The 23,144-nt window shown below is 68.2% G+C and carries 25 protein-coding genes; 9 read left to right on the top strand and 16 right to left on the bottom strand.

The window, feature by feature from the left end; all coding sequences use genetic code 11:
* Nucleotide 1 precedes the first annotated feature (1 nt).
* Together cyoB and cyoA are read right to left on the bottom strand one after the other, a co-directional pair.
* Nucleotides 2-2,002: a cytochrome o ubiquinol oxidase subunit I gene (cyoB, locus tag OXR60_RS05465; RefSeq protein WP_267394764.1), complete on the bottom strand. Its 2,001-nt coding sequence runs from the start codon at nucleotides 2,000-2,002 to the stop codon at nucleotides 2-4.
* 15 nt (nucleotides 2,003-2,017) lie between these two features.
* Nucleotides 2,018-3,160: a ubiquinol oxidase subunit II gene (gene cyoA, locus OXR60_RS05460; RefSeq protein WP_267394763.1), complete on the bottom strand. Its 1,143-nt coding sequence runs from the start codon at nucleotides 3,158-3,160 to the stop codon at nucleotides 2,018-2,020.
* Nucleotides 3,161-3,274: 114 nt separating this feature from the next.
* Between cyoA and OXR60_RS05455 the strand changes: the two genes are divergently transcribed.
* Entirely contained in the window at nucleotides 3,275-4,603 is a 1,329-nt protein-coding gene (locus OXR60_RS05455) for an MFS transporter (RefSeq protein WP_267394762.1), read from the top strand.
* A gap of 86 nt (nucleotides 4,604-4,689) precedes the next feature.
* Nucleotides 4,690-5,505 carry a shikimate 5-dehydrogenase gene (locus OXR60_RS05450; RefSeq protein ID WP_267394761.1) on the top strand — a complete coding sequence of 272 codons (816 nt, stop codon included), beginning with the start codon at nucleotides 4,690-4,692 and terminating at the stop codon, nucleotides 5,503-5,505.
* Between the two features lie 31 nt (nucleotides 5,506-5,536).
* Here the strand turns inward: OXR60_RS05450 and OXR60_RS05445 are convergent, their stop codons facing one another.
* The 3 genes from OXR60_RS05445 to OXR60_RS05435 all read right to left on the bottom strand — a co-directional run bounded on the left by OXR60_RS05445 (nucleotide 5,537) and on the right by OXR60_RS05435 (nucleotide 9,630).
* The gene (locus OXR60_RS05445) at nucleotides 5,537-7,231 is read right to left on the bottom strand and encodes an FAD-dependent oxidoreductase (protein WP_267394760.1); all 1,695 of its coding nucleotides are present in this window, start codon (nucleotides 7,229-7,231) and stop codon (nucleotides 5,537-5,539) included.
* Between the two features lie 99 nt (nucleotides 7,232-7,330).
* Nucleotides 7,331-8,869, bottom strand: a complete 1,539-nt coding sequence (locus OXR60_RS05440; RefSeq protein ID WP_267394759.1) for an ABC transporter permease/substrate-binding protein — start codon at nucleotides 8,867-8,869, stop codon at nucleotides 7,331-7,333.
* The gene (locus tag OXR60_RS05435; RefSeq protein WP_267394758.1) at nucleotides 8,866-9,630 is read right to left on the bottom strand and encodes an ATP-binding cassette domain-containing protein; all 765 of its coding nucleotides are present in this window, start codon (nucleotides 9,628-9,630) and stop codon (nucleotides 8,866-8,868) included. The genes OXR60_RS05440 and OXR60_RS05435 overlap by 4 nt, the downstream gene beginning before the upstream one ends.
* Nucleotides 9,631-9,696: 66 nt before the next feature.
* Between OXR60_RS05435 and OXR60_RS05430 the strand changes: the two genes are divergently transcribed.
* Nucleotides 9,697-10,485: an SDR family oxidoreductase gene (locus OXR60_RS05430; RefSeq protein ID WP_267394757.1), complete on the top strand. Its 789-nt coding sequence runs from the start codon at nucleotides 9,697-9,699 to the stop codon at nucleotides 10,483-10,485.
* Nucleotides 10,482-10,754, top strand: coding sequence for a hypothetical protein (locus tag OXR60_RS05425; protein ID WP_267394756.1), 273 nt, complete (start codon nucleotides 10,482-10,484; stop codon nucleotides 10,752-10,754). Before OXR60_RS05430 ends, OXR60_RS05425 begins: the two co-directional genes overlap by 4 nt.
* A 5-nt stretch (nucleotides 10,755-10,759) precedes the next feature.
* Here the strand turns inward: OXR60_RS05425 and OXR60_RS05420 are convergent, their stop codons facing one another.
* Nucleotides 10,760-11,053, bottom strand: a complete 294-nt coding sequence (locus OXR60_RS05420; protein ID WP_267394755.1) for a 4a-hydroxytetrahydrobiopterin dehydratase — start codon at nucleotides 11,051-11,053, stop codon at nucleotides 10,760-10,762.
* Between the two features lie 46 nt (nucleotides 11,054-11,099).
* Between OXR60_RS05420 and OXR60_RS05415 the strand changes: the two genes are divergently transcribed.
* The 3 genes from OXR60_RS05415 to OXR60_RS05405 are packed head-to-tail and all read left to right on the top strand — an operon-like array spanning nucleotide 11,100 to nucleotide 12,723.
* Nucleotides 11,100-11,516, top strand: a complete 417-nt coding sequence (locus OXR60_RS05415) for a metallopeptidase family protein (protein ID WP_267394754.1) — start codon at nucleotides 11,100-11,102, stop codon at nucleotides 11,514-11,516.
* Nucleotides 11,513-12,085 (top strand): heme ABC exporter ATP-binding protein CcmA, encoded by a 573-nt coding sequence (ccmA, locus tag OXR60_RS05410; protein WP_267394753.1) that lies wholly within the window; start codon nucleotides 11,513-11,515, stop codon nucleotides 12,083-12,085. The genes OXR60_RS05415 and ccmA overlap by 4 nt, the downstream gene beginning before the upstream one ends.
* Entirely contained in the window at nucleotides 12,082-12,723 is a 642-nt protein-coding gene (locus OXR60_RS05405) for a heme exporter protein CcmB (protein WP_267394752.1), read from the top strand. The genes ccmA and OXR60_RS05405 overlap by 4 nt, the downstream gene beginning before the upstream one ends.
* A gap of 182 nt (nucleotides 12,724-12,905) precedes the next feature.
* Here OXR60_RS05405 and OXR60_RS05400 read toward each other — a convergent pair whose 3' ends face one another.
* From OXR60_RS05400 to coxB, 10 genes are all read right to left on the bottom strand, one after another.
* On the bottom strand, nucleotides 12,906-13,787 hold the full coding sequence (locus OXR60_RS05400; protein ID WP_267394751.1) for a class I SAM-dependent methyltransferase: 882 nt from the start codon (nucleotides 13,785-13,787) through the stop codon (nucleotides 12,906-12,908).
* Nucleotides 13,784-15,175, bottom strand: coding sequence for a threonine synthase (gene thrC, locus OXR60_RS05395; RefSeq protein WP_267394750.1), 1,392 nt, complete (start codon nucleotides 15,173-15,175; stop codon nucleotides 13,784-13,786). The genes OXR60_RS05400 and thrC overlap by 4 nt, the downstream gene beginning before the upstream one ends.
* On the bottom strand, nucleotides 15,175-15,777 hold the full coding sequence (locus tag OXR60_RS05390) for an SURF1 family cytochrome oxidase biogenesis protein (RefSeq protein ID WP_267394749.1): 603 nt from the start codon (nucleotides 15,775-15,777) through the stop codon (nucleotides 15,175-15,177). The genes thrC and OXR60_RS05390 overlap by 1 nt, the downstream gene beginning before the upstream one ends.
* On the bottom strand, nucleotides 15,774-16,184 hold the full coding sequence (locus tag OXR60_RS05385; RefSeq protein ID WP_267394748.1) for a DUF983 domain-containing protein: 411 nt from the start codon (nucleotides 16,182-16,184) through the stop codon (nucleotides 15,774-15,776). The genes OXR60_RS05390 and OXR60_RS05385 overlap by 4 nt, the downstream gene beginning before the upstream one ends.
* Nucleotides 16,144-17,076 carry a cytochrome c oxidase subunit 3 gene (locus OXR60_RS05380; RefSeq protein ID WP_267394747.1) on the bottom strand — a complete coding sequence of 311 codons (933 nt, stop codon included), beginning with the start codon at nucleotides 17,074-17,076 and terminating at the stop codon, nucleotides 16,144-16,146. The genes OXR60_RS05385 and OXR60_RS05380 overlap by 41 nt, the downstream gene beginning before the upstream one ends.
* Nucleotides 17,077-17,124: 48 nt before the next feature.
* Nucleotides 17,125-17,673 carry a cytochrome c oxidase assembly protein gene (locus OXR60_RS05375; protein ID WP_267394746.1) on the bottom strand — a complete coding sequence of 183 codons (549 nt, stop codon included), beginning with the start codon at nucleotides 17,671-17,673 and terminating at the stop codon, nucleotides 17,125-17,127.
* Complete coding sequence (locus OXR60_RS05370) at nucleotides 17,670-17,804, bottom strand: hypothetical protein (protein WP_267394745.1); 135 nt, start codon at nucleotides 17,802-17,804, stop codon at nucleotides 17,670-17,672. The genes OXR60_RS05375 and OXR60_RS05370 overlap by 4 nt, the downstream gene beginning before the upstream one ends.
* A complete protein-coding gene (locus tag OXR60_RS05365; RefSeq protein ID WP_267394744.1) occupies nucleotides 17,801-18,703 on the bottom strand; it encodes a heme o synthase in 903 nt (300 codons plus the stop codon). The genes OXR60_RS05370 and OXR60_RS05365 overlap by 4 nt, the downstream gene beginning before the upstream one ends.
* Nucleotides 18,704-18,793: 90 nt before the next feature.
* Nucleotides 18,794-20,473 (bottom strand): cytochrome c oxidase subunit I, encoded by a 1,680-nt coding sequence (gene ctaD / locus OXR60_RS05360; protein ID WP_267394743.1) that lies wholly within the window; start codon nucleotides 20,471-20,473, stop codon nucleotides 18,794-18,796.
* 1 nt (nucleotide 20,474) lies between these two features.
* Nucleotides 20,475-21,602 (bottom strand): cytochrome c oxidase subunit II, encoded by a 1,128-nt coding sequence (gene coxB, locus OXR60_RS05355; protein ID WP_267394742.1) that lies wholly within the window; start codon nucleotides 21,600-21,602, stop codon nucleotides 20,475-20,477.
* Between the two features lie 207 nt (nucleotides 21,603-21,809).
* Here coxB and pyrE point away from each other — a divergent pair, with 207 nt between their 5' ends.
* Together pyrE and OXR60_RS05345 are read left to right on the top strand one after the other, a co-directional pair.
* On the top strand, nucleotides 21,810-22,394 hold the full coding sequence (gene pyrE / locus OXR60_RS05350) for an orotate phosphoribosyltransferase (RefSeq protein WP_267394741.1): 585 nt from the start codon (nucleotides 21,810-21,812) through the stop codon (nucleotides 22,392-22,394).
* Entirely contained in the window at nucleotides 22,391-23,119 is a 729-nt protein-coding gene (locus OXR60_RS05345) for a pyridoxine 5'-phosphate synthase (protein ID WP_267394740.1), read from the top strand. Before pyrE ends, OXR60_RS05345 begins: the two co-directional genes overlap by 4 nt.
* Nucleotides 23,120-23,144 lie beyond the last annotated feature (25 nt).

The raw sequence follows: 23,144 nt of genomic DNA, 5'->3' as shown, positions 1-23,144 counted from the left end.
GTCAGACTCCTGCCGCTGCCAGCATGGCGGTGCGACGGTTTTCGGTGTCGGTCACCTCCTCGGCCGGGATGTAGAAATCGCGGTCGTAGTTGAAGGTGTGGCCGATCGCGACGACGAGCAGCGCGACGAAGCCGAGGATGGCGAGCCACCACATGTACCAGATCATCGCCATGCCGATCACCATCGACAGGCCGGCGAGGATCACGCCGGTGCCGGTGTTGCGCGGCATGTGGATGGCGCGATAGCCTTCCAGCGGGCGGGTGTGGCCGCGCTGCTTCATGTCGTCCCAGGCGTCCAGATCGTGGACGATGGGCGTGAACGCGAAGTTATAGGCCGGCGGCGGCGACGAGGTCGCCCATTCCAGCGTGCGCCCGCCCCAGGGATCGCCGGTGAAGTCGCGGAGCTTGTCGCGGTTCTTGATGCTGACGAACAGCTGCATCAGGAAGGCACCGATGCCGGCGGCGATGATCAACGCGCCAAGCGCGGCGATGATGAACCAGATCTGCAGGCTGGGATCGTCGAAGTGGCGCAGACGGCGCGTCACCCCCATGAAGCCCAGGATGTAGAGCGGCGTGAACGCGACCCAGAAGCCGACCACCCAGCACCAGAAGCTGATCGTGCCCCAGAACTTGTCGAGCTTGAAGCCGAACGCCTTGGGGAACCAGTAGTTGATCCCGGCGAACATGCCGAACACCACGCCGCCGATGATCACGTTGTGGAAGTGCGCGACGAGGAACAGCGAGTTGTGGAGCACGAAGTCGGCTGGCGGCACTGCGAGCATCACGCCGGTCATGCCGCCGATCGCGAAGGTGAAGATGAAGGCGACGGCCCACATCATCGGCAGCTCGTAGCGAATCCGCCCCTTGTACATGGTGAACAGCCAGTTGAAGATCTTCGCCCCCGTGGGGATGGAGATGATCATCGTCGTGATCCCGAAGAACGAGTTCACGCTCGCGCCCGAGCCCATGGTGAAGAAGTGGTGCAGCCAGACGAGGTAGGAGAGGATGCAGATCACCAGCAGCGCGTAGACCATCGACGTATAGCCGAAGAGCCGCTTGCTGGAGAAGGTGGAGACGACTTCCGAGAACACGCCGAACGCCGGCAGGATCAGGATGTACACTTCCGGATGGCCCCAGATCCAGATCATGTTGGTGTACATCATCGGGTTGCCACCAAGGGTGTTGGTGAAGAAGTTGGTGCCGACGTACCGATCGAGGCTGAGCATCGCCAGCACCGCGGTGAGGATCGGGAAGGCGGCGACGATCAGCACGTTGGTGGTGAGCGCGGCCCAGGTGAAAATCGGCATCTTCATCAGGGTCATGCCCGGCGCGCGCATCTTGACGATGGTGGCGAGCAGGTTGACGCCCGACAGCAGCGTGCCGACGCCCGCGATCTGCAGCGCCCAGATGTAATAGTCGACACCCACATCGGGCGAGTAATCGAGCCCCGAGAGGGGAGCCATCGCCAGCCAGCCGGTGCGCGCGAACTCGCCGATGAACAGGCTCGCCATCACCAGCATCGCGCCGGCGACCGTCATCCAGAAGCTGAAGTTGTTGAGGAACGGGAAGGAGACGTCGCGTGCGCCGATCTGCAGCGGCACCACGAAGTTCATCAGGCCGGTGACCAGCGGCATCGCCACGAAAAAGATCATGATCACGCCATGGGCGGTGAACACCTGGTCATAGTGATGCGCGGGCAGGAAGCCCTGGTTGTCACCGAACGCCATCGATTGCTGGGCGCGCATCATCAGTGCGTCGGCAAAGCCGCGCAACAGCATGACGATGCCGAGCACCATGTACATCGCGCCGATCCGCTTGTGATCGACGCTGGTGAACCATTCCTTCCAGAGATAGCCCCAAACGCGGAAATAGGTGAGCAGCCCGAGCAGCGCGACGCCACCCACCGCGACACCGGCGAAGGTGGCGATGAGGATCGGCTCGTGGATCGGGAAGCTTTCGAGCGTCATTCGCCCGAAGATGGTCTTTAGCAAGGTATCGGACATGATCTGGTTCGGCCCTTACGAGCGGGCGGTCGCGACCGTGCCGGGCAGGGCCGGACGGTCGAGGCTCGACATGTTGCGGTTGGCGGCGTCGCCGGGATTGGTGCTGCCGGGAGCGTTGTTAAGGTCGTGCGGTGCGTTGCGGTGCGGGCTGCTGCCCTTTTCCGCGGGCGTCTTGTTAATCGCACCCTTGGCTTCGCCGGGGCGAACCGCACTGTCGTTGACCGGCGCGTGGCTGCCCATGTCCTTCATGTCATGCGCCATGGTCTGGCTCATGCAGGTCTGGCCCGGGCGCACGCACTGCTCGACGATCTTCTTGAACAGCGTCGGCTCGACGGTGGCGTAGTTGATCACCGGCGCATTTTCGCTCGGCTTGGACAATTCGAGGTAGTCGTCGGCGGTGAGGCGACCCGGGGTGCCGCGCACCCGCTCCACCCAGGCGTTGAAGCCGGCGTCGTCGACCGCGTCGGTCCAGAAGTGCATGCCCGAGAAGCCGGCGCCGCTGTAGTTGGACGACAGACCCTCATAACGGCCGGCCTTGTTGATCACCGCATGCAGCTGCGTCTCCATGCCGGGCATGGTGTAGACCATCCCTGCCATCGCGGGGATGTAGAAGGCGTTCATCACCGACGACGACGACATCCGGAAGTGCACCGGGCGATCCACCGGCAGCACCAGCGAATTGACGGTGGCGATGCCCTGCTCGGGGTAGATGAACAGCCACTTCCAGTCGAGCGAGACGACATCGACCTCGAGCGGCTTGACGCCGGCGGCGACGAGCTTGCCGGGGCCGGTGCGCGACAGCGGGCGATAGGGATCGAGCGTGTGGGTCGCGAGCCAGGTCAGCGCGCCGAGCGCGATGATGATCAGCAGCGGCATCGACCAGATCACCAGCTCGAGGCCAGTGGAATGGTCCCAGTCGGGCTGATACTCGGCTTCCTTGTTGCCGGCGCGGTAGCGCCAGGCGAACACCCCGGTCATGATCAGCACGGGAATGACGATCAGCAGCATCAGCGCGGTCGACCACAGGATGAGGTCGGCCTGCTGGCGGGCGACGTCGCCGGCTGGGTTCATCACCACCCAGTTGCAGCCGCCCAGCATCAGCGGGGCGGCCAGGGCGGTTGCCGCGAGCGCGCGGCGAGGGTCAAAGAATCGGGGCATGTCGCGGCGAGCTACGGTCCGTTGTGCAAGTGCGAAATAGGACAATTTGTCCTATCCCGTCGTCCTCCTACCGCTTCTAGAGGCAAAGCGGAACGATCGGAGAAGTATGTTTTTATGAACCAGGCCATCGCCTCGTCCGCCACGGCGGAGCAGGATGTCCGCTCGATGTATGCCGATGGCCACCGTGACGTCCGTCCCGGCGAGATCGCGATCGGCGTGATCATCGGTCGCACGTCCGAGTTCTTCGACTTCTTCGTCTACGCCATCGCCTCGGTGCTGGTGTTCCCGCAGGTGGTGTTCCCCTATCTCGATCGGGTGACCGGCACGCTGTGGTCGTTCGCCTTGTTCCCGCTGGCGTTCATCGCCCGCCCGATCGGCACCCAGATCTTCATGGCGATCGATCGCAAGCACGGCCGCGGCACCAAGCTGACGATCGCGCTGTTCCTGCTCGGCACCTCCACCGTGTCGCTCGCCTTCCTGCCGACCTACGGCCAGATCGGCCACGCCTCCGCGGTGGTGCTGGCGCTGCTGCGCATCGGCCAGGGCCTCGCGCTCGGCGGCGCGTGGGACGGCCTTGCCTCGCTGCTCGCGCTCAACGCGCCCGAGGGCAAGCGTGGCTGGTATGCGATGGTGCCGCAGCTCGGCGCCCCGCTCGGCCTGCTTGTCGCGAGCGGCCTGTTCGCGTTCTTTCACGGCCTGCTGCCGCCGGCCGACTTCCTGTATTGGGGCTGGCGCTACCCGTTCTTCGTCGCCTTCGCGCTCAACGTGGTGGCGCTGTTCGCCCGCCTGCGCATCGTCGTGACGCCCGAATATACCCAGCTGTTCAAGACCCGCGAGCTGACCCCGTCGCCGGTCGGCGCGACGATCAAGTCGCAGTGGAGCAACATCGTGATCGGTGCCTTCGCGCCGCTCGCCAGCTTTGCCCTGTTCCACATGGTCACGGTGTTCCCGCTGTCGTGGATCAACCTGTTCACCCGCGAGGACCCGACCCGCTTCCTGCTGATCGAGATGGTCGGCGCGCTGTTCGGCCTCGGCGCGATCGTCGTCTCGGGGATGCTCGCCGACCGGATCGGCCGCCGCTCGCTGCTCGGCTACACCGCCGCGGGCATTGCGGTGTTCGGCTTCGTCGCGCCGCTGCTGCTCAACGGTGGCGACAAGGGCGAGCTCGCGTTCATGATCGTTGGCTTCGTCCTGCTCGGCCTGTCGTTCGGCCAATCGTCGGGCGCGGTCACCAGCAATTTCCCCAAGGGCGCGCGCTACACCGGCGCGGCGCTGACCTCGGACCTTGCCTGGCTGTTCGGCGCCGGCTTTGCGCCGCTCGCGGCGCTGCTGCTTGCCGACACCTTCGGGCTGGTCGCGGCCGGTTTGTACCTGCTCTCGGGTGCGGTCGGCACGCTGGTGGCGCTCGGCCTCAACAAGGAACTGGCCCGCCGGCTGGATTGATCTGACTGGGGGAGGGGTGGTTGGCTCTCCCCCGCCATCCCGGGCTCGACCCGGGATGGCCAAGCAGCCGTCGAAGGAGGCCCGTCATGAAGCCCGCGATCAGCCGCGACACCCTGCTGTGCATGTCGCTTGCGGCGCGGCCCGGCACCTTCGGCACCCGCTTCCACAACCGCCTCTACGAGCTGCTCGGGCTCGATTATGTCTACAAGGCGTTCACCACGCAGGATCTGCCCGGCGCGATCGGCGGCATCCGCGCGCTCGGCATCCGCGGCTGCGCGATCTCGATGCCGTTCAAGGAAGCGGTGATCCCGCTGCTCGACGGGCTCGCCGGCTCCGCCGCGGCGATCGACAGCGTCAACACCATCGTCAACGAGGCCGGCACGCTGACCGGCTACAACACCGATTACAGCGCGGTGCGCGCGCTGCTCGACAGCGGTGACGTCGATCCCGGCACCGCCTTCGTGCTGCGCGGGTCGGGCGGCATGGCCAAGGCTGTTGCCGCGGGCTTGCGCGATCGCGGTCATCGTCACGGCACGATCGTCGCGCGCGACGAGGGCAGGGGTCGCGCACTTGCGGACAGCTATGGCTTTGCCTGGCAGGCCGAGCCCGGCGACCTCACGGCGCCGCTGCTAATCAACGTCACCCCGCTTGGCATGGCCGGCGCCGACGCCGAAGCGCTCGCCTTTCCCCCGGCCGCGATCGAGGCCTGCGCCATCGCCTTCGATGTGGTCGCTTTGCCCGCCGAAACCCCGTTCCTCCGCGCCGCCGCGGCAGCCGGCAAGCAGCGCATCACCGGCGCCGAGGTCGCGATGCTCCAGGCGCTCGAGCAGTTCGTGCTCTACACCGGTGTAACGCCGAGCGACGAACAGGTGGCGATCGCTGCAGACTTCGCCCGCGGCTGATCCGCCAAGCCGGTACCGCGCATCAGCACCCCTACACCGCTTCTCCTTCGAGGAAGCGGTGGATCGCCTGCACCACCACCGATCCCTCGCCCACGCCGGCGGCGACCCGCTTGACCGAACCGGCGCGGACATCGCCGACCGCATAGATTCCCGGTTTGGCGGTCGCATAGGGCGAGTCGAGCGGCTGCCCGTCGGCATCCCGGCCGGTCAGCACGAAGCCCGCCGCATCGAGATCCAGGCATTCGCGCAGCCACATGGTGTTGGGCTCGGCACCGATCATCACGAACAGGTTGCCTGCGGCTACCGTGGTGGTCTCGCCGCCGCGCACGTCGCGCCATGTCACCTCGCGCAACACCGTGTCGCCGGCAAGCGCGGTGATCTCGCTATAGGGATGCAGCGTGATCTGCGGCGACAAGGCGATCCGCTGCACCAGATAATCGGACATCGTCTCGGCAAGCCCCGCCTTGCGCACCAGCACATGGACATGGGCGGCGTGGCGCGACAGGAACACCGCGGCCTGGCCGGCGGAATTGCCGCCGCCCACCACCACCACCTGCTGGTTCTGGCACAGCGAGGCTTCCATCGCGGTGGCGGCATATTGCACGCCCGCGCCCTCATATTGGTCATAACCCGGCACCGACAGCCGGCGGTAGCGCGCGCCCGAGGCGACCACCACCGCGCGCGCCTGGACCACCTGCCCGTCCTCGAGCTCGATCCGGTGCGGCGCGGCCGAGCAATCGAGCGACGTCGCCATCCGCGATACTGCAATCCGCGCGCCGAACTTCTGCGCCTGCACCTGCGCGCGGCCGGCGAGCGCCTGCCCGGAAATCCCGGTAGGGAAACCGAGGTAATTCTCGATGCGGCTGCTGGTGCCGGCCTGGCCACCAGGCGCCAGCGCCTCGATCACCACCGTCTTCAGCCCTTCGGACGCGGCATAGGTCGCCGCCGCCAACCCGGACGGGCCGGCGCCGACCACCGCGACGTCCCAAATGTCATCGGGATCGAACCGCTCGGTCAGCCCCAGCCGGTCGGCGAACTCCGGCGTGGTGGGATTGCGCAGCACGGCGCGATCGGGGGTGATCACCGCCGGCAGGTCGCGCGGCTCCAGCCTGAGCTGCACCATCAGGTCGGCGGCCTGGGGATCCGTCGCCGTGTCGATCAGCCGCAGCGGATAGCCGTTGCGGATCGCGAACCGTTCCAGCCGGAGTGTATCGCCCTGTGCCGCCGCGCCGATCAGCGTGATCCCCGCCTCGCCATGATGGAGGAAGCCCATCCGCCGCAGGATGAAGGCACGGATCACCAGCTCGGCGATGTCGGGCTCGGCGGCGAGCATGCGGCGGAAATCGGCGGCATGAACGCGGATCACCCGCGCGTCCCCAAGCGCCCGCGCGGTGACGAGCAAGGCGCGCGCGCTGACATGGTTGAGCTCGCCGGTGAACTGGCCGTGACGATGGGTGGTCAGCAACCGGTCTTCGCCGCGATCCTGGTCGGTGTTGAAGATGCCGATCTCGCCGTCGAGCACCAGGAAGAAATCGGCGCCGCGATCACCGCGCGAAAACAAGGTGTCACCTTCTGCGAGGGCTTCCTCGTCGCCATAGCGACCGATCCGTGCGATCATCTCGGGTTCGAGCACCGGAAACACCTGCGCGGTGCGGGCATAGGGATCGTCGGCGCGTGGCGGTGGCGTGAAGGGATCGCCGATCGGTGCTTCGAGTGTCTGCTGCATCGTCCTAGTCCCCGGCCACCGAACAGTCTGACTGGCTGCGGCCGATGCTGGCACGCTTTGTCGCGGCTGGCCAGCCGGTCCGAAACGGACCCGGCGAGCCTACAGCCCGATTCGCCGCGCCAGCCAGCGGGCCGCCTGTTCGGGCGTGCGCTTGGCCGTGTCGCGATCGACCATGTAATTGGCCTCGCGCATCGCCGCGACCGGGATGCGGCCGGCAAGCGGCGCCAGCGCCTCAAGCAGCCGCCGGTCACCCGCATGGCCCGGTGCCACCATCAGGATCGCATCATAGCCGGGGATCGCGTGGCGCGGATCGCCGAGCACGGTGAGGCCGTCGGCGGCGATCCGACCATCCGACGAAAAGGCGGAGATCACGTCGACCTGGCCGCTCGCCAGCGCCCGGTACATGAAGGTCGGGCTGTACGGCGTCGCCGCGGCAAAGCGCAGCGGGTAGGCGCGGCGCACCGCCGCCCATTCCGGCCGTTCGAGGAATTCGAGGTCGCTGCCGAGCCGCAGCCGCGGCGACGCTGGCGCTAGATCCGCCAAGGTCGCGATGCCCTGCGCCTTGGCATCGGCGCCGCGCATCGCGAAGGCATAGGCGTTTTCGAAGCCCAGGGCGCCGACTAGCCGGACGTGGCGATCCGCCGCCGCCCAGCGGCCGATGGCATCGACCATCGCCGCGCGCGTGGGTACGTCGCGGCGCTTCATCTCATTGGCCCAGATCGTCCCGGCATAATCGACATAGACGTCGATATCGTTGCTCGAAAGCGCCCCGAAGATCACCGCCGAGCCGAGCCCGTCGCGATAGCTGACGCGATAGCCGGCGCGCTCCAGCCGATCGCCAATCAGCCGCGCCAGGATATATTGCTCCGAGAAGTTCTTGGCACCGATCACCACCGTCCGGTCCTGGCCGCCGCGCGGCCACAGTGGCACCGTCGCCGCGGCGGTGCCGGCGAGCAGAAGGCCGGCGGCGGCCAGCCACAGCCCGCGCCGCCGCGTCGCGATGCCGCGCTCGATCAGGCCGATCAGCGCATCGACCACCAGCGCCAACGCGGCGGCTGCGCAGCAGCCCGCCAGCACCAACGCCCAGTTCTGGGTCTGCAACCCGGCGAAGATCAGGTCGCCGAGGCTTGGCTGGCCAACGGTGGTGGACAGCGTCGCCGCGCCGATCGTCCATACCGCGGCGGTGCGGATCCCGGCGATCAGCACCGGCGCCACCAACGGCGCCTCCACCAGCCGCAGCTTCTGCCCCGGCGTCATCCCCACCGCATCGGCGGCCTGGGTCACCGCCGGGTCGAGCCCCGCCAGCCCCGCCACCGCGTTACGCAGGATCGGCAGCAATGCGTACAGCGTGAGGGCGATCAGCGACGGCAGAAAGCCGAGCGCCGGGATGCCGCCGCCGACCAGCGCCGACAGCCACAGCAGCAGCGGGTAGAATAGCGCGAGCAGCGCCAGGCTCGGCACCGTCTGCACCAAGCTGGCGAAGGCGAGCGCGACCCGGCCGATCGCCGGCCGCCGGCTGGCGACGATCGCCAGCGGCAGGCTGATCGCCAGCCCGAGCGCCAGCGCCGCGGCGGACAGCAGCACATGGCTGGCGAGCAGCGGCGGCACCCGGCCGAGTGCCTCGAGGAAGGCGCTCATGCGGCGTCGTCGGCGGCGAGCGCGCGCAGCCGCTCGGCCTGGTGGCGCGGCACCGCCATCAGCGCCTGCGCCGCCGCGCCACCATCGCCGCGCGCAAGTGCCGCCGGTGTCGCATCGGCGACGATCCGCCCCGCGCTCATCACCAGCACCCGGTCGGCGAGCAGCAGCGCCTCGGCCATGTCGTGGGTCACCAGGATGGTGGTCAGCCCCAGCCGGTCGTGCAGCCGCCGGATCTCGGCGCCGAGCGTGTCGCGCGTCACCGGATCGAGCGCGCCGAGCGCCTCGTCGAGCAGCAGCAGCGTGGCCCCCGGCGCCAGCGCGCGGGCGATCGCCACCCGCTGCCGCTGCCCGCCGGACAGCGCGTCCGGCATCCGCGCCGCCATCTCGCGCGGCAGCGCGACGAGATCGAGCAGCTCGCCGACGTCCGCCGCGGCAGTGCCGGCGATGCGCGGCCCGATCGCGATATTGTCGCCGACGCTCATGTGCGGGAACAGGCCGATGCTCTGGAACACATAGCCGATCCGCCGGCGCAGCAGCGGCGCCGGGCCTGCGGCGACATCCTCGCCGTCGATCAGCACCCGGCCATCGCTCGGCTCGACGAGCCGGTTGACCATCTTGAGCAGCGTCGACTTGCCCGAGCCCGAGGTGCCGACCAGCGCCACGAAGCTGCCCGCGGCGATGCCCAGCGACACGTCGTCCACCGCCAGCGTGCTGCCGAACCGCCTGGTCACCCCATCGAAGCGTAGCTTTTCCGCTGGCATCGCCGCGCACGATGCGGGATGCCGGGGCAGCCGTCAAACAGAGCGGCATCGCAAGGGAGAGGATCAATGAGCGAGCTGCGCGCCATCTTCATCACCGGCGGAGGATCGGGGATCGGCCGGGCCACCGCGCGGCTGTTCGCGAGCCGCGGCTGGCGGATCGGGCTTGCCGATGTCGACGAAGCAGGCCTTGCCGACACCGCGGCGATGCTCTCCGGCGCGCCGAACGACAGCTATGTCATGGACGTGCGCGATCGCGATGCGTGGCGCGTCAGCCTCGATGCGTTCACGCATGGCAGCGGCGGGCGGCTCGACGTCCTGTTCAACAATGCCGGGATCGGCACCGGCGGGCCGATCGCCGAGGCGAGCATGGACGATCTCGACCGGCTGATCGCGATCAACTTCACCGGCGTCGTCAACGGCGCCCGGATCGGTCACGCCTATCTCGCGCGCACGCCGGGATCGGTGCTGCTCAACACCTCGTCGGCATCCGGCATCTACGGCTCGTCGGGTCTCGCCACCTATTCCGCCACCAAGTTCGCGGTCCGGGGCCTTTCCGAAGCGCTCGACGGCGAATGGCACCGCGACGGCATCCGCGTCCGCTGCCTGCTGCCGAGCTTCATCGAGACGCCGCTGCTCGATGGCGTCGCCACCGGCTCCAACCGCACCATCCGCGAGAGCGTCACCGGCGCCGGGCTGGAACTCACCCCGGTCGAAGTCGTCGCCGAGGCGGCCTGGGCGGCGGTCCATGGCGAGGCGGTCCATACCTATGTCGGCAAGACCGCGCAGCGTTTGCGGTTCGCGGCGCGGTGGATGCCGGGCAGCCTGCGCAAGACGATGCGGCGGCCGCTGCGATGACCGCGCCCCGGAACAACGCCGCGGGTGACGGGTATCTCCAGCCACTCGACCAGCCGGACAGTCACATCATGGGCAAGATCAAACACGCATCATCCAAGGCGGCCGACCGCCAGCGCGCCCGTGCGTCGCTGATGATCACGCGCCATGCCGGGATGAGCGCCGAGGCCGAATGGACCGCGACCGGGATGCTCTCGATCGCGGTGCTGGTGTCGTCTATCCTGCTGTCGACCGCGGTGATCGTGCGCGCGGCGCGAACGCCGCGGCGCTAGACCCGCTATTCGTCGACGATCGCGTCGATCGCCTCGGCGAGCTCGATGTCCCGACCCGACAGGCCGCCGGCATCATGCGTGGTGAGCAGGATTTCCACCCGATTGTAGACGTTCTTCCACTCGGGGTGGTGATTGGCACGCTCGGCCATCAGCGCCACCTGGGTCATGAAGCCGAACGCCTCGACGAAGTCGGCGAACACGATCGAGCGGGTGATCGCATCGCGGGCCTCGTCATAATCCCAGTCCGGCAGGGCATCGAGCGCGTCGGCGCGGTCGGTCTCGCTGAGGGGCTCGATCATCGGTGTTCCTTGCCGGGATGGATCGCCCACGGGTATGGCGAGAGCCATGAGCGAGCAAGAGGTCTTCGGCGTGGCGCCCGACGCCGATGCGATCGAGCGCCACGCCCGCGCGACCATCGAGCGCCTGCCTGCCGCGTTCCGCGCCCATCTCGGCGCGATCGTGCTGCTCGTCGAGGAAGAGGCCGATGACGAGACGCTGGCGGCGCTCGGCCTCGATCATCCGCTCGACCTTACCGGGCTCTACCATGGCCGGCCGTTCGGCGAGAAATCCTCCGGCGACAGTGGTGCGCTACCCGATCGCATCCATCTCTATCGCCGCGCGATCCTGGATGAATGGATCGAGACGGGAGTCCGCCTCGACGATCTCGTCGCCCATGTCACCATCCACGAGATCGGCCATCATTTCGGGCTGTCGGACGACGCCATGCACGCGCTCGAGGATGCGGTGGGGGAGGGCGATTGACCGCGCTGGTGCTGGACGGCGTGACCTGCACCCGCGGCACGCGCTGCCTGGTCGCCGACCTGTCGCTGGCGCTTGCCGCGGGGGACGCGGCGCTGGTCACCGGCGCCAATGGCGTCGGCAAGTCGAGCCTGATCCGGATCGCCGCTGGCCTGCTGGCGCCGGCGGTGGGGCGCGTCGTGCGCGACGGCGCGATGGCGCTGCTCGTCGAGGCACCGGCGCTCGATCCCGAGCAGCCACTCGCCGCCGCGCTCGGATTCTGGGCGCGAATCGACGGCACGCTGCCGGCGCTGCCCGCGGCGATGCAGGCGCTCAACATCGCCGCTCTTGCCGCGCTGCCGGTGCGGCTGCTCTCCACCGGCCAGCGCCGCCGCGCCGGGCTCGCCCGGGTGGTCGCCGCCGCGGCGCCGATCTGGCTGCTCGACGAACCCGCCAACGGGCTCGACGCCGACGGCGTCCGCCTGCTCGATACGCTGATCGCCGACCATCGGGCCGCGGGCGGGATCGCGCTGGTGGCGACGCACCTGCCGATCGCGCTGCCCGGCGCGCGCCTGGTGGCGCTCGGCGGATGATCCTGATCGATCTCGTACGCCGCGACCTGCGCCGTGCCTGGCTCGGCGGCGGCGGCTGGTGGCCGATCGCCTTTTTCCTGCTGGTGGCGACGCTGTTTCCCTTCGCGGTCGGCCCGGACGGGGCGCTGCTCGCCCGCATCGGCGGCGGCGTGATCTGGGCGGCGGCGCTGCTCGCGGCGCTGCTGCCGGTGGAGCGGCTGATCGCGCCCGATCTGGAGGCAGGCGTGCTCGATCAGCTTGGCGTGCGCGGCGTGCCGATGGCGCTGGTCGCGCTCGCCCGCATCGTCGCGCACTGGCTCGGCTTCGCGCCGCCGCTGATGCTCGCCGCGGTGATCGCCGCCGGGCTGCTCGATCTGTCCGCGGTGACGCTGGGGCGGGTCGAGCTTGGCCTGCTGATCGGCACGCCGGGGCTCGCCGCGCTCGCGGTCGCCACCGCCGCGCTGGTCGCCGGGCTGCGCGGCGCCGGCGCGGTGGCGGGGCTCGTCATGCTGCCGCTCGCGGTGCCGCTGCTGATCTTCGGCGCCGGCTCGCTGGATGGCGCCCCCGCCGCGTTCAAGCTGCTCGCCGCGGTGTCGCTGTTGCTGCTCGCCGGCGCGCCGTTCGTGGCGGCGGCGGCGATCCGCGCGGGGCGGGATTGAGGCCGGGCACCGTGGGCTGCGTAGCTACACGGGCGCGCGCTGTCCTACACGCGCCGTCCTTGATATCGTCAGCTCAACCCGGATCGACGCTCTTTGCCATTGTCGCCAAAACAGAAACGATGACCCCATGAGGTTTCGTCAGACGTGACAACTTCCTCAACTTGTCACGCGCCGTCGCGTCGTCAGCGCGACCAGCGCGCCCAGATCGCGGTCGGCAGCACCAGCCCGCGGGCCTCCTCGCGCACGCCGAGCTCGCCGCATTCCACCCGGCCCGGCAGGTCGGCGAATTGCTGGCGGACCAGTTCGCCGATCGCCAGCGCGCTCATCCGCACCGCATAGACGGTGAGGAACAGGAAGCGGCTGTCGGCGTCGAGCAACTGCCGGCAGTCGGCGATCAGCGCCGGCAGGCCCTCCTCGAGCTTCCACACCTCGCCATTGGGGCCGCGGCCCCATTTGGGCGGATCGAGGATGATCCCGTCATAGCGCTTGCCGCGCCGCACCTCGCGGCCGACGAACTTGGCGGCATCGTCGATCATCCAGCGCACCGGCTTGTCGTCCATGCCGGACAGCGCGGCATTGGCCTTGGCCTCGGCGACCGATTTCTTCGAGGCATCGACATGGGTCATGCGCGCGCCCTTGGCCGCGAGCGCCAGCGTGCCGACCCCGGTGTAGCCGAACAGGTTCATGCATTCAGGGCTGTCCATCCCGGCGATCCGCCCGCGCATCCAGTCCCACACCGGCGCCATGTCCGGGAAGAAGCCGAGGTGGCGGAACGGCGTGTTCTGGGCGGTGAAGCGCACCTCGTTCCAGGTTAGCGGCCAGCCCTCGCGCGGCACCGGGCGGGTGAGGTTCCAGCGGCCGCCGCCGTCCTCGTCGGAGCCGGGCACGAACTCGCCATGCGCGTCCCACTGCGGCTGCGCCGGTGCCCACATCGCCTGGGGCTCGGGGCGGATGAAGCGATAGGCGCCGTAGCGCTCGAGCTTGCGGCCGTGGCCCGAGTCGATCAGGCCGTAATCGGCCCAGGGTTCGCCGATCAGGGTCGAAACATTAAGGTCTTGGGTCATGATGCTGGGGTGGCGCGCTCGGCAATATAGGCGGTGATCGCCGCAAAGGTTGCGGGCAGGGTGGCGTAGCGCTCCTCGCGCTCGAACAGGTCGCCGAGCCGCGACGGCAGCGTCGGCCGCATCCCCGTCGCCCGTTCCACCGCGTCGCGGAACTTGGCGGGATGCGCGGTGGCGAGGGTGACGACGGGCACGTCGCTCTGGTGGCGGCGCGCGGCGGCGAGCGCGATTGCGGTGTGCGGGTCGATTACCTCGCCGGCATGCTCATGCGCCCAGCGCATCGCCATGGTCATCTCGTCGAGATCGATACGATCGCTGGCGAACAGCGCCGCGCCCTTGTGCTGCCCGTCGGTGAGCCGCATCGCGCCCGACGATTCGAACCCCTGCATCTGCGCGGAGAGCGATGCGCCATCGCGCGCGCCGAGATCGAACAGCAGCCGCTCGAAATTGGACGAGACCTGGATATCCATCGACGGCGTCGGCGTCTGCTGGACCGTGCCTTTGGAATAATCGCCCGCCGAGATCGCGCGGTGGAGGATGTCGTTGACGTTGGTGGCGACGATCAGCTTGGCGATCGGCAGCCCCATCTGCGCCGCGACATAGCCGGCAAAGACGTCGCCGAAATTGCCGGTCGGCACCGAGAAGGCGACCGTCCGCTCGGGTGCGCCGAGGCGCACGGCGGCGTAGAAATAATAGACCACCTGCGCCATCAGCCGCGCCCAGTTGATCGAATTAACCGCCGACAGCGCATAGCGCCCCGAGAAGCCGGGATCGTTGAACATCTGCTTCACCAGCGCCTGGGCGGTGTCGAAATCGCCCTCGATCGCGATGTTGTGGACGTTCGGCGCCAGCACCGTCGTCATCTGCCGGCGCTGGACGTCGGACACCCGGCCGAGCGGGTGGAGCATGAAGATATCGACGCCCTCGCGCCCCGCCAGCGCATCGATCGCCGCCGAGCCGGTGTCGCCGCTGGTCGCGCCGATCACGGTGACGTGGCTGGTGCTGCCTGCCAGGAACTTCTCGAACAAGAGGCCGAGCAACTGCAGCGCGACGTCCTTGAACGCCAGCGTCGGGCCGTGGAACAGCTCGAGCAGCCATTGATCGTGATCGAGCTGCACCAGTGGCGTCACCGCGGCATGGGCGAAGCGGCCATAAGCGGCCTCGCACAACTCGGTCAGCTCGGCGCGGGTGAGCGCGTCGCCGACGAACGGCAGCATTACCGCGACAGCGGTATCGACATAGGAGAGGTTGGCGAGCGCGGCGATCTCGTCGCGCGACAGCGTCGGCCAACGCTCGGGCAGGTAGAGCCCGCCGTCACTGGCGAGACCGGCGAGCGTCACCGCGCGAAAATCGAGCGAGGGCGCGGCCCCGCGGGTACTCACATAGCGCATCAATGACTCCAGCGGCGTCGAACCGCGATGGCGTAGATCACCGCGGCGATCGCGGCGAAGAAGAACCACTGTACCGCATAGGAGACGTGGTTGTTGGGAATCGACGACAGCTCGGGCTTGCCGTTGGCGGCGAGGCCGGGGCCGGGCTTGTCGCTGACCAGCATCAGCCGCTGCGGGCGGTGGTCGGCAAGCCCGGCGATCAACGGCCGCGCATCGGGCGCGTGGCTGATGAAGCCCGACACCTTGCCGCCGCGCCAGGTCGAGATGAACTTGGGGTCACGCGTGGTGCCGATCTGGACCAGCATTCCTGGGCCTTCGGCACCGGTTCGGCAATCGGCGATGACCCGGAAGCCGGCGGCGCCGGCGCCGACCAGCGTCTGGCTGACCGGTTGCAGGCAGAAGCCGCCGGCACGGCGGAACAGCAGCGTATCATCGGGGAAGCGCGGAAAGGCGATTGCCGGCAACCGCGGGTTGGCGGCGAGCTGGGCGAGATAGGCATTTTTCTTGGGCGCGCGGTCGAGCAGCTGCCACAGGCCGAGGCCGATCATCGCCGCGACCGCGAGCGCGACGACGATGGTGGGGATGACAGGGACGCGCTTCATGGTCGCGGGTCGATACGTCCCTCGCGGGCGGCGTTGCGGTATTCGGCGGACATCAGCGCGCCCTTAGCAAGCCTCAGCGATGCAATCACCCCCGCCAGCGTGAACGGGATCCAGATCAGTGCATGGACCCACCAGGGCGGGTGCAGGCTGAGTTCGAGGGTGATCGCCAGGGTGACGACCACCGCGCCGAGGATCAGCGTCAGGAACGCCGCTGGCCCGTCGCCGACGTTGAACTGGGCGAAATCGAGCCCGCAGGCGGGGCAGCGGTCGGCGAAGGTGAGCCAGCCGGCGAACAGCGTCGGCCGGCCGCACCGCGGGCACAGGCCCTTGAGCGCGACCTGCGTGATGGAGGGTGGGGCGGTCAGCTCATCCGCCGTGGACCGGCGCGCCCCAGCCGCCCCAGACATAGATGGTGACGAACAGGAACAGCCAGACAACGTCGACGAAATGCCAATACCAGGCAGCCGCCTCAAAGCCGAAGTGCTGGCGTGGGGTGAAGTCGCCGCGATAAGCGCGCGCGAGGCAGACGATCAGGAAGATCGTCCCGATCAGGACGTGGAAGCCGTGGAAGCCGGTCGCCATGAAGAAGGACGCGCCATAGTTGATGCCCTTGAACGGGAAGGGCGCGTGCATGTATTCATAGGCCTGGATCGAGCTGAACAGAAGCCCGAGCACCACCGTCAGCCACAACCCTTTTAGCACGCCGTCCTGGTCGCCGACGCCGAGCATCCCCCAGAAGCCGCGCTTCACCCCGCCGCGCTGATTGTGGATCAGCGCGTGGTGCGCCCAGGTGACGGTGGTGCCCGAGGTGAGCAGGATCAGCGTGTTGAGCAGCGGCAGCTCGAAGGCGTTGATCACGGTGAGGCCCTTGGGCGGCCAAGTCGCCGCGATCGCCGCCGCGCCCTCCTGCGCCCGCTCCACCTGCCCATCGACAAAGCTCATCGCGGTGGGGAATAGCGCGAAATCGAAGAACGCCCAAAACCAGCCGACGAAGAACATGACTTCCGAGGCGATGAACAGGATCATGCCGTAGCGGAAGTGGAGCTGGACCACCGGGGTATGATCGCCGTGATGCGCCTCGGCGATCACGTCCGCCCACCAGCTGTACATGGTGAAGAGCACGCCGCCGAGCCCGGCAAGGAAGATCCAGCCGCCGCCATTGGCCTTGTCTGCCGCCAGATGGCCGCCGTGCATCCAGGCGATCGCGCCTGCCGCCATCACCAGCGCCGACATCGATCCGAACAGGGGCCAGATGCTCGGCGGCAGGATATGGTAGTCATGGTTCTTGGCGCCGGCCATGCTCGTCTCCCTGGTCTGACCTTATTGGGTCTTGTTCTTCGCGGCAGTCTAGCTCGCGGTCTTGGCGGAATCCACCCTCGACGGACTGACCGGATAGAAGGTGTAGGAGAGGGTGATGGTCTCGACGTCCGCCGCGTCGGGATCGGTGAGGATCTTGGGGTCGACATAGAAGATCACCGGCATCCGCGCGGTTTCGCCGGGCTTCAGCGTCTGCTGGGTGAAGCAGAAGCATTGGATCTTGGTGAAATACTTGCCGGCTTGGCTCGGCGTGACGTTGAAAGTCGCGGTGCCGGTGATCGGCGTCGCCGCATGGTTGGTGGCGGTGAAGAACACCATGTCGCGGGCACCGATGTCGACCGTCTCGTGCGGATTTTCGGGCCGAAAGCTCCAGGCGAGCTTGGGGCTGACGTTGGCGTCGAAGTCGATGCCGATCTGGCGGTTGACCCCGCCAGGTGCGCGCAGCCCGCGCTGGGTGGTGCCGTTGAGCCCGGTCACCTGGCAGAACAAGCGGTAGAGCGGCACGCTCGCCCAGGCGAGCCCAGTCATGAAACAGATGCCGAGCACCGCGAACCCGGCGGTGCGCAGCTGGCGGTTCACGCCATGCCCTGCCGGATCTTGGTGATGGCGATGCCGAATATCAGGATCACCAAGGCGCCGAGCAGCAGCGCGGTGACAATCGCGCGCGAGCGCTGGCGGCGGCGGACCAGATCCTGTTCGTCCGGCGTCATGCCAGCAGCCAGCGATCGACGACCAGCGCGCCGAAGATCACGAACAGATAGAGGATCGAATAGCTGAACAAGCGCTTCTCCGGCTTCATCGCATCCTCTGCCATGGTGCGCCGGGTGGCAACCCGCAAAGCGAGCGCAGCGAAGACGACGGTGATCACGCTGGCGACGCCGCCGTAGATCGCGCCGGTCAACCCCAGCGGCCAGGGCGCGATCGCGGCGATCGCCATCGGAATGGTGTAGAGGCCGATCTGGCGTCGCGTCACTACCTCGCCCGCGACCACCGGGAGCATCGGCACACCGGCGTTGGCGTAATCGGTCTTCACGAACAGCGCGAGCGCCCAGAAATGCGGCGGCGTCCACAGGAAGACGAGCATGAACAGCAAGAGCGGCAGCAGCGCGACCTCGCCGGTCGCGGCAGCCCAACCGATCAGCGGCGGGAAGGCGCCCGCCGCGCCGCCGATGACGATGTTCTGCGGAGTCCGGCGCTTGAGCCAGACGGTGTAGACCAGCACGTAGAAGAGGATGGAGACGGTGAGGATCGCCGCGGCGGCGAGGTTCACCGCAAAGCCCATCAGGATCACCGAAAAGGCGCCAAGCCCGACCCCGAAGTGCAGCGCCGACTGGCGGTCCATCCGCCCGTCCGGTAGCGGCCGCTTCTGGGTACGCCGCATCAGCGCATCGAGATCGGCCTCATACCATTGGTTGAGCGCGCCTGCCGCACCGGCACCAAGCGCGATGCACAGGATGGCGGTGAAGCCGATCACCACCGGCACGGAAACCGGCGCGGCGAGCATGCCGCACAGGCCGGTGAACACCACCAGCGTCATCACCCGCGGCTTGGTAAGCGCGAGAAAATCGCGCCATTCGGCGGGGGGCAACAAGGGCGTGGCGGTGGTCATGATCAGCGGCGGTATAGGCCTAGCGGCGGATAGGGGGAAGGCTTGGCGGCACCTGCCCTCGCCTCCCCGCTTTGCTGCTGCGTCAGCGGCTCAATCGATCTTCGGCAGCGTCTCGAACTGGTGGTAGGGCGGCGGCGAGGACAAGGTCCACTCCAGCGTCGTCGCGCCTTCGCCCCAGGGATTGTCGGGCGCCTTCTTGCCGGCGATCAGCGACCAGATCACGTTGACGAAGAAGATCGCCATGCTGCTCGCCATGATCATGTAGCCGATCGTCGCCACCGTGTTCCAATGCGCATAGGCGTCCGGATAATCCGGATAGCGCCGCGGCATGCCCTGCAGGCCGAGGAAGTGCATCGGGAAGAACATCACGTTGACGCCAACGAAGAAGATCCAGAAGTGCAGCTGGCCGAGCAGCTCGCTGTACATCTTGCCGAACATCTTCGGGAACCAGTAATAGAAGCCGGCGAACAGCCCGAACACCGCGCCGAGGCTGAGCACATAGTGGAAGTGCGCGACGACATAATAGGTGTCCTGCATGTAATCGTCGATGCCGCCATTGGCGAGCACCACGCCGGTGACGCCGCCGACGGTGAACATGAAGATGAAGCCGATCGCCCAGACCATCGGCGTCTTGAAGCTGAGGCTGCCGCCCCACATGGTCGCGATCCAGCTGAAGATCTTGATGCCGGTCGGCACCGCGATGATCATCGTCGCCGCGGTGAAGTACATTTTCACGTTCACCGACAGGCCGGTGACGAACATGTGGTGCGCCCAGACGACGAAGCCGACCACGCCGATCGCGACCATGGCATAGGCCATGCCGAGATAGCCGAACACCGGCTTGCGGCTGAAGGTGGCGATCACCTGGCTGACGATGCCGAACCCCGGCAGGATCATGATGTAGACTTCGGGGTGGCCGAAGAACCAGAACAGATGCTGGTAGAGGATCGGGTCGCCGCCGCCAGCCGGGTCGAAGAAGGTGGTGCCGAAGTTGCGGTCGGTGAGCAGCATGGTGATCGCCGCGGCGAGCACCGGCAGCGCGAGCAGCAGCAGGAAGGCGGTGACCAGCACCGACCAGACGAACAGCGGCATCTTGTGCAGCGTCATGCCCGGCGCGCGCATGTTGAAGATGGTGGTGATGAAGTTGATCGCGCCGAGGATCGACGAGGCGCCCGCGAGGTGGAGCGACAGGATCGCCATGTCCACCGACGGCCCCGGCTCGCCATAGGTCGAAAGCGGGGCATAAACCGTCCAGCCGGTGCCGGCGCCGCCGAAGAAGGGGGAGGCGAGCAGGAGGGAGAAGGCGGGAATCAGCAGCCAGAACGACACGTTGTTCATGCGCGGGAACGCCATGTCGGGCGCACCGATCATGATCGGCACGAACCAATTGCCAAAGCCGCCGATCATCGCCGGCATCACCATGAAGAACACCATGATCAGCCCGTGCGCGGTGATCAGCACGTTCCACAGGTGAAGCGCGTGATCGAGCCCGCCATCGCCGCCCGGCAGCCACGCCGCCCAGCCGGTGAGATACTGGATCCCCGGATGCATCAGCTCGGCGCGCATCAGCCCCGAGATCGCACCGCCGATGATCCCTGCGCAGATCGCGAAGATCAGATAGAGCGTGCCGATGTCCTTGTGGTTGGTGGACATGAACCAGCGCGCGAAGAAGGCGGGCTTGTGCTCGGCCTCGCCGTGATGCGCGGCATCGCCGTGGGCCACGAAGGCGGACGAGTGGGGGGCGGAGGGATGGAGGGCGGTATCAGTCATCTTATTGTCCCGCGTTGCCGGCGGCCGGGTTGGCGGTCGCGCCCTGGGGGGAGGTGGGGGCGACCACCGTGACATTCTCGGTCGGGCCGGTCGCGGCGTCGGCGGCGTTGCCCTCCGACTGCTTGGCGGCCGAGCCTTCGGCGCCGGGCTGCGGGATCACCTTGGTCGACGCCGTGCCGGGGCGCGGCATGGTGCCGCCCTTGGCGCGGACCCAGGCGGCGAACTGCGCCGGTGGCACCGCCTCCACCGCGATCGGCATGAACGCGTGGCGCGCGCCGCACAGCTCGGAGCATTGGCCGAAATAGAGGCCGGGCTTCTCGATGGTGAAGCTGGTCTCGTTGAGGCGGCCGGGCACCGCATCGAGCTTGATCCAGAACGCCGGCACCGCCCAGCTGTGGATCACGTCCTGCGAGGTGGTGATCAGCCGGATCGGCACGCCGACCGGGAGCACGATGCGATTGTCAGCGGCGAGCAGCCGCGGGCCATCGGCGTCGGTGCGGAACCGCTCGCCCTTGCCGACCTGATCACGCTCTTTCAGCATGTTGGCAGTGATCTCGAACCCGCCATTGTCGGGATATTGGTAGCTCCAATACCATTGGTTGCCGATCGCCTTCAGCGTCACCGCGCCCGCCGGAGCCGGCTTGAACTGGGCCTGGAGGAGGCCGATCGAGGGGATCGCGATCAGCACCAGGATCACGACCGGAATGAGCGTCCAGGCGACCTCGATGATCGTGTTGTGGCTGGTCCGCGACGGCACCGGATGCGCGGCGCGGCGATAGCGGAACACCACCCAGGCGAGCAGCGCGAGCACGAACAGGCAGATGCCGATGATCAGCGGCAGCAGGATCGAATCGTGCATCCAGTGCGCGAACCGGCCATTGGCGGTGACCTGCGGCTGGATGCCGATCCGGCCGCTGATGGGGTGGCCGACCTCGCGCGCGGCGATCATCGCCGGGGCGCCGTCCATCGCCAGTTCGGGCGAGGTCGCTGCCGCGGGTGCGGCCGGGGCAGGCGCGGTGGGTGCCGCCGTCGCGGAAGCCGGCGCGACCGCGCCGGCGTTCGCCGCGGCCATCGCGAGGCCCGCTGCCAGCATCATCCCCTTCAATCCAGTGAGCATTCGTGCGGTCATCCCGTTCGGCCCCCTTTGCCTGCCGGTGCAGGTCTGTGCAGCGCGAACCCGCGCCCTTTTGCAGAAGGGTATAGGCGGCGGTTCCGCCGGCCTCAAGCGAAACGGCAGAATTAGCGCGGACGCTGCTTGGCGAGGCGGCGTGGAATACCTAAGAGCGGGCAATCCGCCGTTGTCGATGAAGGCCGGTGGCCCCGATCGAGAGAGCCGATGACCGACGACGACGTCCTTGCCGAATTCCGCGCCGCCGATGCGCTGCTCGAAGGGCATTTCATCCTGTCATCCGGGCTGCGTTCCCCGCGCTACCTGCAATGCGCACGGGTGCTGATGGACCCGGCGCGCGGCGCGCGGCTCGCCGCGGCACTGGCGGCCAAGCTGCCCGCCGAGCTCAAGGCGCGGATCAGCGCGGTGGTGTCGCCGGCGATGGGCGGGGTAATCGCGGGGCATGAGATGGCGCGTGCGCTCGGCGTCGAGGCGATGTTCCTCGAGCGTCCCGACGGCATTTTCGAGCTGCGCCGCGGCTTCCGGCTGCAGCCCGGCCAGCAGGTGTTGATGATGGAGGACGTCGTCACCACCGGTCTCTCGTCGCGCGAGGCGATCGCGGCAATCGCGCGCGCCGGCGGCGAGACGGTTGCGGCGGCGGCGCTGATCGACCGCTCTGGCGGCAGCGCCGATCTCGGCGTGCCCTTCTTCCCGCTGATCGAGTTGGAGGTGCCGACCTACCAGCTCGACGCCCTGCCGCCCGAACTGGCGGCTATCCCCGCGATCAAGCCCGGAAGCCGGGCGGCAGCATGACCGAGGCGCTGCGCCTCGGGGTCAACATCGACCATGTCGCCACCGTCCGCAACGCGCGCGGCGCCGGCTACCCCGATCCGGTGCGCGCCGCGTTGCTGGCTGCCGAGGCCGGCGCCGACGGCATCACTGCGCATCTGCGCGAGGATCGCCGCCACATCACCGATGCCGATATTGCGCGGCTGTCGGCCGAGCTGACGGTGCCGCTCAACCTGGAGATGGCGGCGACCGAAGAGATGCTTTCGATCGCGCTGCGCCATCGGCCGCATGCCGCCTGCATCGTCCCCGAGAAACGCGAGGAACTGACCACCGAGGGTGGGCTCGACGCCGCGGGGCAGTTCGAGCGATTGCGGCCGCTGGTCGAGGCGCTCGGCGCGGCCGGCACGCGGGTCTCGCTGTTCATCGAGCCGGCGGCGGCGCAGATCGACGCGGCGCTGCGGCTCGGCGCGCCGGTGGTGGAGCTGCACACCGGCCGCTATTGTGAGCTCGAGGGCGATGCCCGCACCGCCGAGCTGGGGCGGATCGCCGACGCCGCCGCACTGGCGGCGAAGAACGGCATCGAGGTCCATGCAGGCCATGGCCTGACCTATGACAATGTCGCGCCGATCGCGGCTATCCCGCAGATCCGCGAGCTCAACATCGGCCACTTCCTGATTGGCGAGGCGTTGTTCGTGGGGCTGGCAGAGTCGGTCCGGCGGATGCGCGCAGCGATGGATGCGGCGCGGTGAGCAAGCGGTATAGTCGTCACCCCGG

Origin of the sequence: Sphingomonas sp. GC_Shp_5, assembly GCF_026540855.1 — a bacterium.
Classification (GTDB): Bacteria; Pseudomonadota; Alphaproteobacteria; order Sphingomonadales; family Sphingomonadaceae; genus Sphingomonas.
The sequence above is the reverse complement of the archived record's forward strand: the minus strand, read 5'-3'. Positions and strand labels throughout refer to the sequence as shown.